Source organism: Nocardioides sp. YIM 152315 (assembly GCF_029210375.1).
Lineage (GTDB): Bacteria > Actinomycetota > Actinomycetes > Propionibacteriales > Nocardioidaceae > Nocardioides.
The window spans coordinates 249,716-264,683 of the sequence record NZ_JARGER010000043.1 but is presented as its reverse complement, the minus strand read 5'-3'; the positions used below and the strand labels follow the sequence as shown (position 1 = coordinate 264,683).

Here is a 14,968-nt window from a genome sequence, read left to right as displayed (position 1 = left end):
CGTGCCTCGCGATCCTCTGCTGTCCTGGCCCGCGCTGCCTCCCTGCGCTGCTTGCGGTCCTTGCGCCGTTCCCGGCTCGGGGCGACGAGCACGGCCGAGTGCAACCGGGTGTCTCGACCGTTCACAGCGAGATCCCGCGGTCGCGGACTGAGCCGGGCGAACCCACGGGCTCGCCTGTGCGCCGGCCGGGGAGCGGCCGGTGGGGTGATTGCTCGAGCTGTTGGGCGGGGGACTCGTAGGCGATGGTGGCCTCGATCTCGCGAGCCCGGTCCACCGCGGTGGCGACCTGGTGTGCCATTTCGGCGGCACGGTGGAGCTCCCAGGCCACCCGGTAGGAGGACGCGGCGTCGGCTCGGGAGTCTCCGTTGATCCAGGCGTTTCTGATCGACGGGCCGTCGTGGAGGTCGCCCAGCTGGTGCAGGCTCTGGGTCAGCGAGGCGAGCGCTGCGCTGATCGAGCCGAGGACCGGGTAGATCGTGGTCGGATCGGCGACCGACCGGGTTGCGTGGGCCAGGCCGCGGATCGCCTCCCGGGCTTCGTCGGCGTCTGCGATCGGATCGGTAAAGGTTGACATCGTTGGCTCCAGTCGTGGTTGGGGGACCCCTGGTGTTGTTGACGAGGTGCGCCGCTCTTGCCCGCGGCAGGCTTCTCGCGATGCGCTGGTTCAGAGGGCTCGGCACAGCGGGAGCGCCGCGGTCGCGAAGGCCTGAGCCTGCTGGCCCCACAGCCGCCGGGTCTCACACGAGGCCTGGATCGCGGCCTGCTCGACGGCCGCGACGGATCGTTCGAGCTCGTCGGGATCGGCCGCGGTGACCACGACCATGCCGGTGGTGCGTAGGACGCCGTGCCCGGCGGTCAGGTCCGCCTCCTGCTGCAGGACGTCGTGGTACTCCGCGGTCTGCTGGGCGTCCTCGATCTGCCCGATCTTCTGCCGCTGGGCGGCATCGGAGATGTACTCGGTCTTCTTCTTGCGGATGTCGCGGGCGGCCCGATCGGTGCGCATCGGCGTGTACAGGAGCGTGAAGGTCCGCCGGATCCCCGAGGACAGCAGCAGCGGTGCGAGGAAGCCAGGGAAAACCAGCGACCTGGGCCACTCGCTGATCCAGAGCACGCAGTGGTGCGCCGAGTCGCTACGCAGGCTGGCCCACGACTCGGTCACCGCGACCGGGCCCGCGATCGCCAGGTCGCGGCCGAGGTCGCCGTGGCGCTCCAAGACGCCCGCGACGACCGGGTCATAGGCGGCACGCAGGACCAAGGCCAGATCGCCAGGGGCGAGCCAGTCGGACGGGGAGAGGTCGGCCGCGCGGAGGGCGGCCGTCGTCGTGGCCATCTCCTGGCGCAGGACCGCGGCCGCACCACGATTGCCACCGCCGGCCGCACGGATCGCCCGCCTGGCAGCCTTGAGATCTAGCGAGATCGAGATCGTGCTCGCGTGCCGCTCACCGGCGGGACCGGCGCGATCGACGAGCTCCTCATAGGTCGACGCGGCCCACGACCCGGCGGGGCCACCGGCCTGGTTCCCCTGCTGGTTCCCCCAGTGGTTCCCGTGCTGGGCCCACCAGTCCGCGAGGCCCTTGCCGGAGTCCGGCAAGGTGCGTTCCGTGACCTGGACCGATGCCAGTCGTCCGGACCTGCAGGCCGTGGCCAACACCCGTCCCCAGCCGACGACCCGCCGCTCCTGCTCGGCCGGGTCGAGAAGCACGAACGCCGGGTGGGCCACCCCGACGACGGCGGTGAGGGTGGCCGCGTGTGGGTCGTGGACCATCACCGCGCCGGTCTCGGAGTCCACCCACTGCCGCAGCCGTGCCGCGTCGCCGGGTAGCGCCAGGGTGCCGGCCGGTCGAGGCTTGAGGATCCGGCGACGGAAGCGCAGCTGACCGCCGGCCGCTCGCCACAGCCATCGGGCGCCGATCGGAGCCCACTCGACCAGCTTGCGGCCACCGACTCCGACGAACCCGAACGCAAGGACGAGGAGAATGACCGGCAACGCCACCAGGACCGTGCCGAGATAGAGGCCGAGGATCAGCGTGCCAGCCGCGCAGCTCGCCATCATCAGCTGCGGACCGGAGAGTCCCAGGAGGATTCCACGCCGAGACAGCCGGGAGAACTTGACGGGAGTCAGGGCTGTCTCGGTGCTCGACGGCGTACCCATGCCCAATCACTTCCGACCGGCGGGCCGGGTCAACGCCGGCTCAGGAACGGGAGGCGCAACCGGGGGTGCCACCGGGGCCGGAGCCGCTGCCGGGGACGGTGGGGACTCGTGAGCCTGGGCGTGCCCGGTTGCCTGGCTCGCAACGAGGCCGCCCAGGCGCGGCCCGGCTGCCGCGGCCTCCTTCGCCACCACCGCACCGGCCGCGACGGCCCCGCCAGCGGCGGCCGCACCCCCCGCGGCACCCCCGGCGGCACCCCCTGCTGCCCCGCGGCCTGCCGCGGCTCCGCCGGACCCGCCGGCCGGGGTCGCTGGTGCAGGCGACGCGCCCGCAGCGCCGCCCGCGGATCCGCCGGCAGGCCCGCCGGCGGGGTTGGCGCCACCGGTGCCGTGGTTCCCGAGGATCTTGGCGGGCTCGCTACCGCCGCTGAGGCTCTTGTGTCCGAGGGGGAGGGGTATCGGTCGGTTGAGCGCGCCCTTGGCCTCCTGCTCGGCTGACATCGCGTGGTGCATGTCGAAGCCCATGAACGCGATGGCCTTGTAGGTCAGGTAGGGCGCGAACCCGGCCAGCAGCATCAACACGACGCCGGCCATCGGCTGACTCACTGATTCCAGGTCAGCGTCGATCGGGGCCGAGACCTGGGCGGTGGCGAGCAGGAAGATGACGACGAGGACGACCTTGGACAAGATCATCGCGATCACGAACGTCGCCCACCGGCTGAGCCAGGACCGGGTGTGGTCCCAGCTGGACCCGGCCAGAGCGATCGGGGCGAACACGATCGCGATCAGCAAGAGCGCCTTGCGCATCAGCAGGCTGATCCACACCACCATCGCGCCGACGATGGCGAGACTGGCGAGGAAGATCGTCAGGATCGCTCCGGCGCCGGGGGCGCCGACATTGATCGTGCCGAGTCCGACGGCGAGGACCGCGAGCTTGTCGCCCATCTGGTTCATGTTCGTTCCGGCTGCGTTGACGATGCCGACACAGAGCTGGTCGGTGACCTCGAGGGCGGTGCCGAGCAGTGCCAGGGCGACGAAGGACCCGAGGATCGACTTCGCCAGCCCGAGCGCACCACGCGACAGGGCAGCGGGTTCGCGGCGGATCATGGCGCCGATGACCTGGAACATGAAGAACCCGAGCGCCACGATCACGCCGATGCCGAACATGATGCTGTAGACGCCTCGGTACTGCCCGCTGGTCACGTCGACGAAGGTCGTGGTGTCGATGACCTTCCAGACCGAGGTGAACATCCACTCTGCGGCTCCGGCCATGGATTGGGCGAGCCAGTCGAACGGCGCGGTGACCACGGCGCCGGCGGCGTCGCCAGCTTCGTTGCAGACCTGATGGATGACCGGGACGTCGCAGACTCCCATGGCGGATCGCCTCAGACCTGCTGGCCGACGTGCCAGAAGAAGTTCACCAACGTCACCGAGGCGCCGCACACGATCGCGGCACCGAGGGCGACCAGGACGCCCATCTTCCCGCGCCCAGCCAGGTGCGGGTTGGAGGAGTTCGCGCCGAGTGCCCACACGACGGCGGAGATGATCAGCGCGAGGACGGCGAGTATCAGCCCGATCGTCATCGATGCGCCCACGATGTTGCGGAGCTGTTGGATACCGGGCAGGCCGTTGGAGTTCGGGCTGATGTTGATGTCGAGGGGGAGCAGGAGGGCGGTTGCCGGAAGGTGCATCGGAGGACTCCAAGGAGCTAGCAGGGTTCGAAGGTGACTGGGAACAGAGGCGCGACGCCTGACGTGGTGGCGACTAGAGGTGTGCGCCGAGCTGCAACAGCCAGTTGGTCCAGGCGAGGGCGGCGCCAGTGAGGGTGGCGCCGCCGATCGCGACGAAGCAGCCGGCCTTGGCCTTCTGGGCGGTGTGCCAGGACCCGGACCCCGACGCGATCGCCCAGGTCGTCGCCGAGACGATCAGCATTAGGACCGCGACGATCAGCCCGTAGGTCAGCAGCGCACCCACGATGGCGCGCAGCTGGCCGGAGCCACCGACGGCACCGAAATTGGGACCGACCGTGCTCGCGGCAAGAACAGATCTGGACACAAAGCCCAGGTACGAGCGGCGCGCCAATTGGACATGCCCGCTCAGGTTCAGCCGAGGCGACGGACCGTCATCACCTGGCCGGCGAACTCGCCGATCGTGCCGTATCGGACGACGTCGCCGGTGTGGGGCGCGTGCAGGATCCGGTCACCGCCGACATAGATCGCGACGTGGTGGGGGCCGCCGGCGCCGCGGTAGCTGAAAAAGATCAAGTCCCCCGGCCGCTTGTCGCCCCAGCCGATGCCTCGGCCGGCGTGGATCTGTGAGCCGCTGTAGTGCGGGAGTCGGATCCGTTCGTCCGAGGCTTGGTAGGCGGCGTAGAGCACGAGGCCTGAGCAGTCGAAGCCGCCACCGGTCGGACCGGTGAAGTTGCCGCCGCCCCACACGTAGGGCGTGCCGCGTTGGGAAGCAGCCGCTGCGATGAGCGCGCCGGGAAAGCCGGGCGGAAGATCCCCAGGCAGATCCCCAGGCAGATCACCGGTGCCGGTCAGCTGGTCGCAGGCGAGTCCGCCATCGCCTCCCGCGTTGAGGGTAACGCCGCTCAGCGTGCCGAGGATCTTCTCGGCTATGGGTCGGTTCACGGCGTAGCGGTCGGGATAGGCGGAGACCTGTACCGCTTGGGCTGCGGCGCCAGGGTCCATGTCCTGCCAGCCGTCGATGTCGAGGAGTCCGCGGGGAGAGCCGTGGTTGGGTCCGGCTGGACCGCCGTAGAACGCACGCGTCGACCAGACGGGGTCCATCAGGTGCTCGACGCTGCCCCAGCCCGCGGCGGGACGTTGCTGGAACATGCCGACGGAGTCGTGATCGCCGCCGTCGCCGTCGTTTGGCAGCTGGGCGGACTGCGGGTAGGCGCTGTCGTTCGAGAGGACCCGCAGCGAGGACTCCGTGATCGCGGTCATCACCGCGATCAACTGGCCACGAGGCGGGATCTGTTCGCGGGCGCCGACGGCGATGATCGTGGCGGCCCGGACAAGCTGCTGATGGTTGAGGGTGATGCTCGCCCCGGCGGTGTTGGTCGCGGTCAGAGCCGGCGGGACCGTTCCGGCGACCTCGATGCTGCCGGCTGCGGGGTCGTCCCACAGGCAGCTCGCCGACCCTGCGGCTGCAGGTCCGACCAGCGTGCCGACGCCGAGCATCACGCCACCGGGCGCGAACAGGACCGCTATGGCGACGCCGGCGACCAACTTCATCCCCACCGGTGAGTCACCTCAGCGGGTTGTCGAGCTCGGAGAGACGCAGAACGTGGCAGCGGGGGAACGACGGCGCGCACGCGACGAAGACCGTGAACGACACCGGTGACGTGGACTCGGCAGGACTGCCCTCCCAGATCCCGCTGCGCTGGCGGGTGCCGGTGATAGTCACCGCAGTGGTGCCGGGCCGGAGCTGTCCGGTGGCCTGGGTCTCGGCAGCTGCCCACGAGTCTGGGATGAAGACGTCATCGACGACCAGCGACTGCTTGACCTCCATAGCGCCGAGGTCGAGCCACTGCTCGAGGGTGGGGACGTAGGTGGCGACGTCCGTGAGCAGCCCGGGGGTCTCCTCGCCGGAGGGATCCCCATCGGCCAGCACTGGTGCGGTGTAGTCGGCGGGGAGGAACCCGGTGCTGGTGTCCCAGTCGAATAGCAGCGCGGCTACGGCCTGCGCGTACGCGATCGGGTCACCGGTGTGGGGGAGCGACCGGTCCTGGGGTGACGGAGCTGGTGGCTGTTCGGCGATCTCCACTGGCCTAGACCCCGGGTCGTCCACCAGCGGCGTCGCCACTGCTGTCGGTCGGGTAGACCCGCCTGGTCCTCTCACCAGTCCGTATACGCCGGCCGCGAGTGCGGCGAGGGCGATGGCGCCCGCGAGGACGAGCAGGATCTGGCGGCCGGTGAGGTGTGACATCGCATGCTCCGGTGGCGAAGGGCGTAGACGTCCCCCAGGTGCGCCGTCTACGCCAACGAGCCCTCGGAGCCGTTGCTCGCGTCGGCGTCGCGTCGAGCGGCGATGAGCTGGTCGCGGAATGCGATGGTGGCGGTGACGACGCGGTCGAACCGCTCCCAGTCGGCAGGGGTGAGCTGAGCGGCGAGGGCATCGACGTCGTACATCTCGGTCCACCCGTCGAGCTCGGTCCAGGTCAGGTTGAACGAGCGGACGCTTCGGAAGTGTCGCGACGGGCCCTGGTTTCGTTTGAGGCCTTTACGGTCCTTCATGCCCTCGATGCGCGCGAGCGCCTCGCGGGCCAGCCGTGCGACCTCGGTCTCGAGGTCCGGCGATGGCTCCTGGGTCTTGTCGTAGGCGGCCTTGACCTCGCGGTAGAGCGGCTTGATCGGCTCGCCCTCCTCGATCCTGCGCAGTGCTTCGTTGGCCATCGCTCGGATCTCGGGCGGGGTGGCCTTTCGGGAGGCCCAGTCCATGAGGGCGCAGACCCGCTCGTGGGTGTTGTAGGACCCCTTGCCGGTGACCGCCATCGCTGCTTGCCGTCGGGAGTCGCCCGTCTCTGCCGGTCCCGCACCGGGTGCGGGACCGTAGGCTCCGCCATCGACCTGGGCTCCGAACTGGGTCGCCTGCTTGCGCCGCTCGCCTTCCTCGGCATAGACCTGCTTGAGCTCGCGGTAGAGCGTGGCTTGCTCGATCTCGTTCAGCGGTTTGTGGAGCTCGTTGTCGTCCTGTTGGGCCATGAGGGCCTCAAGTTGCCCGGAGATGCCGGATCGCACCCAGACATTCATCGAGCGCCAGCCGAGCCGCCGCACTGCCTCGAGGCGCCGCCATCCGCAGATCAGCACGCCATCGGGAGTGATCGTGACCGGTTGCAGCAGGCCGATCTGGCTGATCGAGTCCATGAGCTTGTTGAGGTCGCCGGGGTCTTTGCGGTACCGGTTGCCGACGACGATCGAGTCGAGGGTCCGGTCGAGCTCGATACGGCCCCGCGTCTCGGGGCGGGCATCAGGTCGGGTCTGGGACATCGACCCTGGCCTCTCTGCGCGGTGCGGTCTCGCGGATGTCGAAGACCAGCAGGTCGTCGTCCATTAGCTCGCTGACGTGGTGCCCAATGAGCAGCCGCAGCAAGATCCCGTGACCGTCGCTCGTGTAGGCCTCATCGGGGTTCGGGTTGCCGAGGATGATGCGCAGCACGGTCGACCACACCCCTTGGTCGATGTCGAGCAGGGCTCGGGCGGACTCGTCGCGTCGCAGAGCGGCGTGGGTCTGCGGCCGGGAACCGGACTCGACCAGACGGGCGCCGATGTAGTCGAGGAGGCAGGTGGCGGTGTCGACGGGCCAGCCCAGCTCGGTGAAGACTGCGATGGCTGCATCCACCGCCTCGAAGGCGCCGGTCGGTCGGACTTCGTCTGGGTGCTGCGGGATGACTGGTTCCACGGCGAGCTGGGGCAGAAGGTTGGGGAGGTCAGCGTCGGTGTCGCTGAACCGTCGTACGTCGTGGTGGGAGGAGAACTCGGTGCGCCGTGCCTGATCGACTGAGCACAGCAGGCCCGTGGCGCGCTCCTCGGCGATCAGGGAGACCTTGACCGCCATCGTGACGACCGCCCAGGGGTCCACGGCAGTGCGGACCGCGTAGGTGCGCATCGCCTCGAACGCGGCTGCGGCAGCGGTGGTCGGGTCGCATCGGTGCTTGAGTGCGAGTGCCTGGTACTTGCCGATGCAGTAGGCCATGAGCTCGCGGGCCTCGGGATCGTTCTCCCACGCGCGGGGTCCGGAGACGCGAAGGCGGATCAACAGGCGGCGCAGACCCTTCGAGGTCTCGAATGTTCGGCTCACAGTGATGGTCCTTCCGTGTCGGCCACCGGCGGCGCCGGTGCTGGGGCTGGTGGTGAGGTCGGTCGCGGTCTTGCTACGGGTGTCGCTGTGGGGCGTCCGACGGGGGGTGGGAGTGCCCGGGCGGCGGACGTGGGCGCACGCCGTGCCCGCCGGATCAGATCGGCTTCCAGATCGATCCCGCGGCCGACGATCGGCGCGGCGTACGCGGCGAGCTCGGTCGGCCGCACCCAGGTGGCCCCGGGGATGGCGGGCGGCGCCGCCCGCGTCGGCGCGAGCGACGGGTCTCGGTGGTGAGCCAGATGGCTGGCCGCACGGTCGGGGACTGGTGCGGAGTGGTCGGGGACGGAGTGGGGCACGGTGTGATTGGGGGCCACGGGGGTGGGTGACCGGTAGCTGTGACGGTGATACTCGACCTGGGTGTTCACAGCTGGACCGCCTCACTGGACGGGGTGGTCAGCGGGGTAGGGCCTAGGCGGCTCCCAGGGCCATGGGCGGGAGAGAGTCGAGAGGCGACCCGGTAGGCCGAGTCGATCGTCGACTCGATCTCTCGGTCGGGGAGTCCGGCGTGCTGAGCGGCCGGCGTCAGGTATCCCCGGGCGCTGTCGCGGGACTGGCCGGCCTCGACCATCCGGCACGACGCCCAGAACAGCGCGCGGTTGCGGCCGCCTTCGGGCGTGAGCGCGACCACCCGCGCCAGCGCCTCGGGTCGACACCCGCCCGTGGACAGTCCTGGAGCGAGCCCAGCGGCCGGGACTGGAGGTGTCCGACGGGAAGGCTCGAGGAACTCGCGGAGGCGACCGGCATCGATGGTCTCTGGGGGTCGAGTCGAGGTCGCGATGACCTGGTAGGACCTGGATGCGCCGTCGACTGTGATGCGCGATGGGGGAGCGATGATGTAGCCGCCGTCGCCGCGGAAGTCGATGTGCGCGGAGGGGATCTGCCAGGAGCGCTGCTCCCGATTGGGCGTGGTCGGGTAGTAGGCGTGGATCCCGCCTGAGGGCGTGCGGACCATCCAACCCCAGCCTTCGGCGAGCCCCTCGGCCCGGGCACGCTCGAAGGCAGCGAACCCGCTGCCGCCGACATGGCGGTCGACATCGACCACCATCACGCCGGTTCGCGCGCCGGTAGGGAGGCCAATGTTCGCCTCAGGCGCGCGCTGCCACCAGTCGTGGACGATGCGGGCTGCGGCGGTCGCGTCGTGAAACCCGTTCGGGGTGAGCGGCTGCTTACCGCCCGGCACGCACGGGAAGACCGGGATGCCGAGGTTCGCGAAGCGGAGCGCTGTGGCCGCCAGCGTCGGCTCGGCCGCGATCCGCCGCATCGTCGAGACGGTCCACTGAGGGATCGGGTTGGTGGGATCGAACATGCGCCAGAGCGTGACGCAGGGGCGTTACCGGAATCCGGTAACGACGAGGGGGAACGTTGGGGGGAACGTTGGGGGGAACGTTGCGTTTATGCAGGTCAGACAGCGTTCCCTAAGAAATCCAGATGAGAGCTTGTCGGACCCGGTCTGCAGCTCCAGGAGGCGTCCTCCGACTCTCCGTTGTCTACCGGGGAGCCGTTCGCGGGAGCGCTCACCTCATCCCGCAGCCTGATCCGAGCCCTGGTTGGAGCCCGAAGTGTGGGCCAGGCCATTGGCGTCCTCGTAGTCCCACAGCGCCCACTCGTAGCCGGCGATGAAGGCGAGATCCAGCTCGGCGGTGCCGTTGTGCTCGGCGAGCCAGCGATGGCCGGCGGCCGACGAGCCGGTCTGGAGTGCGAGGGTCCGGCCGGCGTCGTAGCCGGCCATGTACCGCTGCTCACCGGCTGTCAGCTTGGCTCTCGGTCTGGGTGTCGTCCCCACGAACCTAGTCGAACAGATGTTCGATCATGGGTCAAGATTGGACTGTGTCCTCCAACCCGCCGAAGCGCGACGCTTGGCCCGAGCCGAGGCATTGGCGGCACTGCTGGGTACGGTTCGGACGAGGCAACTACCCGCCGCCGGCGCCGGGTCTGGTCCTGGACTTGCGCCGCGAGGGAGCACGATGGTTCGCCTGGGTGGTCTGGCTCGACAACACGCACCTGCGCGACACCGTCCAGCAGGGGTGGCTGCCCGCCTCGGTGATCCGCCCGGCCGAGAGCGAGATCAACATCTGGAACGACGGCCCCTGGCGCTAACGGTCTCCGGTGAGGACCGCAGGGAGCGCGCGCGGGTGACGCAGTCGCAGCTTCGGTGGGCACTGCCGCCACCGAGTCAGCCGGTGCGCCGGGGGCGCGACCCCGGTGTGCTCCAGCTCTTGGAGTCGATGATCTGGGTGCTGCGGCTCGGCACACCGATGGGTGCCATGTCGTCGTCGCGTCGGTTGAATACCTTCTCCGTGAGGTCTTGGTCGGCCTGCTCATCGCCGCCGTGGGCCTTCTCGGCCGCGATGATGTCGAGCTGGGCGACCTCGTCGAAGGGGGATGCGCTGTAGGCGACCTGGGCTGCCCACAAGGCGAGGTCGTGGTCGTCGGCGGCGAGTGCGTGGGTGGTGACGATGTGGCCGACGTCGACGATGGCGGCGCTCATGATGTGGTCCCATCGTTCGCCGTCGAGCAGCCAGTTCCAGTGGTGCTCGCGCAGGTGGGTGAACGGCTCGCCGGTGACCAGGCGCAGTGCGCGGATCAGGTCGTTGATCCCTTCCGCGCCGCGGCTCTGCGCGCGAGCGCGCAGTCGGCGGAATAGGTCGAGGTCGGACAGGACTCCTTGCACCTTGTAGACGGCCGGTGAGTCTGGGCCCAAGGCGGGCTCCGCCTTGGGCAGGTAGGGCTCCCCGGTGCGGGGGTCGTTGCCGAGCCAGCGACGCAGTTGGCTGATGTCGACCCGCACCCGATCGGGCTTGAGGCCGAAAGCGTCCGCGACCTCCGCGGCTTGGACGCCGCGCGGATTCAGGGCGAGGAAGGCGAGCAGTTCGATGTAGAACGGGCGACGGTGGGCTGTCGCCTTGGCATCGCCGGTGGCGCGGGCGTCGACGGGGCCGAGCAGGATCAGCTTGGCCGATGCGCGCGTGGAGGACTCCCAGCGGGCCAGGTCCTCGTCCAGGTCCGGGTCTGCGGCAGCCACGGCTGCCCGGGCCTCCGGGACCGCGCGGGGGGCGAGCACCTCGACGTCCTCGGTCGTGGTCGCCGCTGCATCGGCGTACGCCTGCGCCGCCAAGGGCAGCAGCGACGCCTCGCCAGCAGGCCCTTGCGGCCGAGGGGTAGTGAACTCGTCGGTCAGCGCTCCGCCCAGATCGCTGACCGCCTCGGCGTCGTCGGGCGACGGGGCGTGGGGTGGGGTTGGAACTGCGACTGGGGCCGGGACTGGGACGGTGGTCTGGTCGAGGGTGAGGTCGAGCAGCAGTGCGCTGGCTCGCGCCTCGTCAGCGCTGAGCCCGGCGGCGAGTACGTCCACCCCGAGTCGCGACTCGGTCAGTCGCCCGTCCGGGCTCACCTCCAGGTGAGCTCCGGCGGTCTGGGGGTCCGCGCGGAGGTCGATGAGCGCTGCCGATGATCGGCCCGGGATGGACTCGATGACCTCGGTGAGCAGGTCGAGGTCGGCAGCGGGCCGCTCAGCGGTCGCGATGATGGCCGCGTAGAAGTCGTCGCGAGCAGATGGCTCGGGGAGTGCGTACAGCTCGCGCGCAAGGTCGGCGATGAACCCGGTGTCGCCGGTGGGGTGGGTGCGGACGCGGCCGAGGTTGAACGAGGCAAGGTCTGCCCCGAGTCCGAGTAGGTCGACGGTGGTGACGCTGGACCACGGGTTGACCGCCAGCTCCGCGGCAAGATGGCGCGCGAAGGCCTCCGCTTGTTGGGGGTCGCCGGTGAGAGCGACGGTGCGGAGTTCCTCGAGGTTGAGGAAGACGAACGCTCCGTCGGTGGTCCGTCCGACACTGGCCAGGAGCGGGTACGGCGGGAAGGAGTCCTCGGGTCGGTCGGGAACCTCGGCGAGCCTGATCTCCCATGCGGTGCCGGAGCCGTCCCAGGGCGCGGGCAGGTCGTCCGGGGTGCGGAGCGTCAGCGAGATCACCTCAGCCTCGAGCTCCACGGTCAGGAGTCGAAGGTGCCGAGGCAGTGAGCGCAGTGCCGTGTCGAGCAGGTCGATCCGTGGTGCGACCACCGATGCCGTGGCGCAGGCGGTCTTCTCGAACGGAAGCAGTTCAGCGGGCGCCGGCGCGATGACCGTGCCCGGCCGGCGGTACCGCAGCTGGGTGCGTCGTTTCGCCCGCAGCGCCAGCCATAGGGCGCCGCCCAGGATCGACCCGGCGCCCGCCAGGCCCGACACGAGCCATGACGGATCGGCGGCGCCGTCCCCGGCGTCGTTCCCGGCGTCGACCGAGCCAGGCGGCTCTGCCGCACGCTCAGCAGCGACTTCTGGCGGCGCGACCTCAGACGGCGTGACCTGCGGCGGCGTTGCCTCCGCGGGTGTCGGGTCGGGAGGCGCGGTCGTGGCGGGGGAGTCGGGAGGTCGGGTCGCCCCGGTGCCGTCGTGGCTGGTGACGTGACCGGTGTCGTGGTCGGTGTTGTGGTGGGGCTTGATGTGCCGGGGTCCCGGCGGGGCCTCGGAGGTTTCTGTTCCGGGGATCGTCAGTTCCCAGCCCGGCAAGATCAGGTCGGGGTCGGTGAGCCGTCCACCCTCGGGTTGGGCGGTGTCGTGTGATGCGCTGAAGATCGCGGGGTAGGCGTCGGAGTCTCCGAGTTCCGCCTCGGCGATCTGCGACAGCGTGTCGCCGGGTTGCACGACATAGTTCTGCGTCCCTACAGGTCCATCGGTCGGCTCGGTGTCGGGCGGTGCGGTTGCGGGGACACGGAGCACGGTGCCGGGGAGCAGGAAGCCTGGGCGGCCGTCGAGGATGGTCTCGTTCAGCTCGACCAGCTCGACGTACCGCGCGCCGTCGCCGAGACGTTGTTCTGCAATGCGCCACAGGCTGTCGCCGCGCTTGACGGTGTACCGCTCGAGGTGCGGCTCGTGCTTGTCGAGGCCTGGCCGGGCTGGAGCTGTGCGTGCGTCTGGCTGGTCGGCGCCTTCGGTCGCAGCCGGTACCGAGGAGGTGGCCCGAGCGGTGGCGTTGTGGTCGGCTTCGGAGACGGTCGGTACCACCGTCGCAGTGGCTTCAGCCGGGGAATGGGGGAGGAGAGCGGCGGCGGAGGGCACCGCGACGAAGAGTAGGGCTGCGGCTGCGACGAGACGGTCGGCGGCGAGTTGGGGGACGACGAGGCCGGGTAGTCGGGGCGAGCGGATCCCGCGGATCTGGGATGTGATCGAGACGATCAGTTGGCAGGTGAAGATCGCCCAGGCGATCCAGCAGACCGCGGTCATGATCTCCAGCGCGAGGGTGCCGTCGTCGGGTGCGGTCAGCTGCGACCACGAGAACGCGGACGGGTTCGGGATGGCTCCGATCGCGACCAGAACGGCGGGCACGCCGGCGACGAAGAGCAGCAGTGTCAGCGTGGCCGCCAGGCCGCGTAACCGCGAATGGTGGGTGGTCATTGCTCGCTACCTCCGAGGGTGCGGATGAGGCGGGCCGTTGCCGTGCCCGTGACGTCGAGGCGGTGGATCCCGATCAGGCCCAGGAACTGGGGGTCGTAGGAGTCGTGGACGGTCACGGTGAGCGTGTCGCCGGTGATGGTCACGGTGCCGCTGACGCCGGCGGCGTCCAGGTACCGCTGGGCGGCGACGCGTGCGGCGGCGGGGCTGATGGTCAAGGCGTGTCCTTGGATGGCGGCCGCGCCGTGAACCTCTTCTCCGCCGGCGCGGGCCGCTTGGGCGGCCACGTCGTGAGCTCGCTCGTGGGTGTGGACCTGGCCGCCGAGATCGACCGCCAGGCCCAGGAGGAAGATCATCGCGAAGCTCGACAGTGCCATCCAGACCGTGATCGAGCCGTGCTCGTCGCGCCGCCTCTTACCGGTCCGTTTGGGCGCGGGTCGGATCATGGTGCCTCCCGCCAGGTGTCGATGGGGCTGGACATGGAGGCGCGCATGAGCCGCGAGCCCGGGACGCCCGGCACCGAGAGGTCGGAGAGCGCGAGGCGACACGAGACCGTGACCGCGACCGAACCAGGAACGCCGGGCTGCTTGGCGAAGTCGCCGGTATCGACGGTGACCTCCACCGCCGAGCAGCCGATGTCTTGGTTGGCGATGCTCGCGACCGCGGCTTCGCGTGCCTGGGCGCGTGCCGTCTGTGCGTCGCGAGCCAGCGAGGCGGACCGAGCACCCTCGGCCGCAGCGGCCTGCAGCGCCTCGTCGGTGCTGGCAGCGCGGCCACCGAAGATGATCAAGCCGACGAACAGCCCGAATGCCGGGACGCCGATGACTGCCTCGATCGCCGCGGAACCCCGCTCGTTCCTGCGCCTAAGGTCTCGCTTTGCGCTTCGTGTCATGGGGACCCCGCTGTCGTGGGGGCAGTCAGCTGCTCGACCGGGACGGTGGCGCTCTGGGTGATGCGGACGTTCCATCCGGGAATCACGCTCAGACTGAATCCGGTGACGGTGACGGTCGCCTCGGTCTCAGTGCGGTCGGCGCTCGCGGCGGCCGCACTGAGGACGTCGTGGCCGCCGGCCTCGTCGATGAAGTCGTTGGCGGCCTTGACCCCGTCGGCCTCGCGGCCGTGCTCCGCGCCGGCCGCCCGGGCACCTTCTTGCGCGGCGGCGATGGCGACGGTCCGGGCGTGGTAGTACAGCGCCGCCTGCATGCCCACGAACAAGACGGCGAACAGCGCAGGCAGCAAGATCACGAGCTGGATCGAGGCTGACCCGCGCTCGTCGCGCTCCCTACCCAGGCGGGAGCGGCTACTTGATCTTGCCGGACTGCGCTTGGACATAGGCCGTGACCGCGGCGACGACGATGCCGACGATGGCGATCACCGCCACCGCCCAAAGCACGTACTCGGTAGTGACCGAACCACGCTCGTCGCGCCGAGCCGCGTGCTGGTGGTCATCGATGCCGAGGACTGCCAGGTGCAGCAGGACCAGGACTTTCAACTGCAGATCCAACATGGGGACTCCTTCTGGTGGG

Annotated in this window: 17 protein-coding genes; 1 reads left to right on the top strand and 16 read right to left on the bottom strand. The window is 70.0% G+C overall.

Features of this window, described 5'->3' with window-relative positions:
* Positions 1 to 121 precede the first annotated feature (121 nt).
* The 11 genes from PZ894_RS20145 to PZ894_RS20095 form a co-directional block, all read right to left on the bottom strand.
* Positions 122 to 574 (bottom strand): hypothetical protein, encoded by a 453-nt coding sequence (locus tag PZ894_RS20145; protein WP_275747556.1) that lies wholly within the window; start codon positions 572 to 574, stop codon positions 122 to 124.
* A gap of 90 nt (positions 575 to 664) precedes the next feature.
* The gene (locus tag PZ894_RS20140; protein ID WP_275747554.1) at positions 665 to 2,152 is read right to left on the bottom strand and encodes an SCO6880 family protein; all 1,488 of its coding nucleotides are present in this window, start codon (positions 2,150 to 2,152) and stop codon (positions 665 to 667) included.
* Between the two features lie 6 nt (positions 2,153 to 2,158).
* Entirely contained in the window at positions 2,159 to 3,523 is a 1,365-nt protein-coding gene (locus tag PZ894_RS20135) for a type IV secretion system protein (RefSeq protein WP_275747553.1), read from the bottom strand.
* Between the two features lie 11 nt (positions 3,524 to 3,534).
* Positions 3,535 to 3,840 carry a DUF6112 family protein gene (locus PZ894_RS20130; protein WP_275747552.1) on the bottom strand — a complete coding sequence of 102 codons (306 nt, stop codon included), beginning with the start codon at positions 3,838 to 3,840 and terminating at the stop codon, positions 3,535 to 3,537.
* Positions 3,841 to 3,913: 73 nt separating this feature from the next.
* Positions 3,914 to 4,204, bottom strand: coding sequence for a DUF6112 family protein (locus PZ894_RS20125; protein WP_275747550.1), 291 nt, complete (start codon positions 4,202 to 4,204; stop codon positions 3,914 to 3,916).
* A 47-nt stretch (positions 4,205 to 4,251) separates the two neighbouring features.
* The gene (locus PZ894_RS20120; RefSeq protein WP_275747549.1) at positions 4,252 to 5,385 is read right to left on the bottom strand and encodes a C40 family peptidase; all 1,134 of its coding nucleotides are present in this window, start codon (positions 5,383 to 5,385) and stop codon (positions 4,252 to 4,254) included.
* Positions 5,386 to 5,404: 19 nt separating this feature from the next.
* Positions 5,405 to 6,085, bottom strand: coding sequence for a hypothetical protein (locus PZ894_RS20115; protein ID WP_275747547.1), 681 nt, complete (start codon positions 6,083 to 6,085; stop codon positions 5,405 to 5,407).
* A 47-nt stretch (positions 6,086 to 6,132) separates the two neighbouring features.
* Positions 6,133 to 7,146, bottom strand: a complete 1,014-nt coding sequence (locus tag PZ894_RS20110) for a ParB N-terminal domain-containing protein (RefSeq protein WP_275747545.1) — start codon at positions 7,144 to 7,146, stop codon at positions 6,133 to 6,135.
* Positions 7,127 to 7,957, bottom strand: coding sequence for a serine/arginine repetitive matrix protein 2 (locus tag PZ894_RS20105; RefSeq protein WP_275747543.1), 831 nt, complete (start codon positions 7,955 to 7,957; stop codon positions 7,127 to 7,129). Before PZ894_RS20105 ends, PZ894_RS20110 begins: the two co-directional genes overlap by 20 nt.
* A 421-nt stretch (positions 7,958 to 8,378) precedes the next feature.
* Positions 8,379 to 9,323, bottom strand: a complete 945-nt coding sequence (locus PZ894_RS20100) for a bifunctional DNA primase/polymerase (RefSeq protein WP_275747541.1) — start codon at positions 9,321 to 9,323, stop codon at positions 8,379 to 8,381.
* A gap of 213 nt (positions 9,324 to 9,536) precedes the next feature.
* The gene (locus PZ894_RS20095; RefSeq protein WP_275747539.1) at positions 9,537 to 9,746 is read right to left on the bottom strand and encodes a hypothetical protein; all 210 of its coding nucleotides are present in this window, start codon (positions 9,744 to 9,746) and stop codon (positions 9,537 to 9,539) included.
* 215 nt (positions 9,747 to 9,961) lie between these two features.
* On the opposite strand from PZ894_RS20095, the gene PZ894_RS20090 reads away from it, so the two are divergent.
* Positions 9,962 to 10,114 carry a hypothetical protein gene (locus tag PZ894_RS20090; RefSeq protein WP_275747537.1) on the top strand — a complete coding sequence of 51 codons (153 nt, stop codon included), beginning with the start codon at positions 9,962 to 9,964 and terminating at the stop codon, positions 10,112 to 10,114.
* Between the two features lie 76 nt (positions 10,115 to 10,190).
* On the opposite strand, the gene PZ894_RS20085 is transcribed toward PZ894_RS20090, so the two are convergent.
* The 5 genes from PZ894_RS20085 to PZ894_RS20065 are packed head-to-tail and all read right to left on the bottom strand — an operon-like array spanning position 10,191 to position 14,949.
* The gene (locus PZ894_RS20085) at positions 10,191 to 13,445 is read right to left on the bottom strand and encodes a LysM peptidoglycan-binding domain-containing protein (protein WP_275747535.1); all 3,255 of its coding nucleotides are present in this window, start codon (positions 13,443 to 13,445) and stop codon (positions 10,191 to 10,193) included.
* Positions 13,442 to 13,888, bottom strand: a complete 447-nt coding sequence (locus PZ894_RS20080; protein ID WP_275747533.1) for a TadE/TadG family type IV pilus assembly protein — start codon at positions 13,886 to 13,888, stop codon at positions 13,442 to 13,444. The genes PZ894_RS20085 and PZ894_RS20080 overlap by 4 nt, the downstream gene beginning before the upstream one ends.
* A complete protein-coding gene (locus tag PZ894_RS20075; RefSeq protein WP_275747531.1) occupies positions 13,885 to 14,334 on the bottom strand; it encodes a TadE/TadG family type IV pilus assembly protein in 450 nt (149 codons plus the stop codon). Before PZ894_RS20075 ends, PZ894_RS20080 begins: the two co-directional genes overlap by 4 nt.
* Positions 14,331 to 14,774, bottom strand: a complete 444-nt coding sequence (locus PZ894_RS20070; RefSeq protein ID WP_275747529.1) for a TadE/TadG family type IV pilus assembly protein — start codon at positions 14,772 to 14,774, stop codon at positions 14,331 to 14,333. Before PZ894_RS20070 ends, PZ894_RS20075 begins: the two co-directional genes overlap by 4 nt.
* Complete coding sequence (locus PZ894_RS20065; protein ID WP_275747527.1) at positions 14,743 to 14,949, bottom strand: hypothetical protein; 207 nt, start codon at positions 14,947 to 14,949, stop codon at positions 14,743 to 14,745. The genes PZ894_RS20070 and PZ894_RS20065 overlap by 32 nt, the downstream gene beginning before the upstream one ends.
* Positions 14,950 to 14,968: the final 19 nt, after the last annotated feature.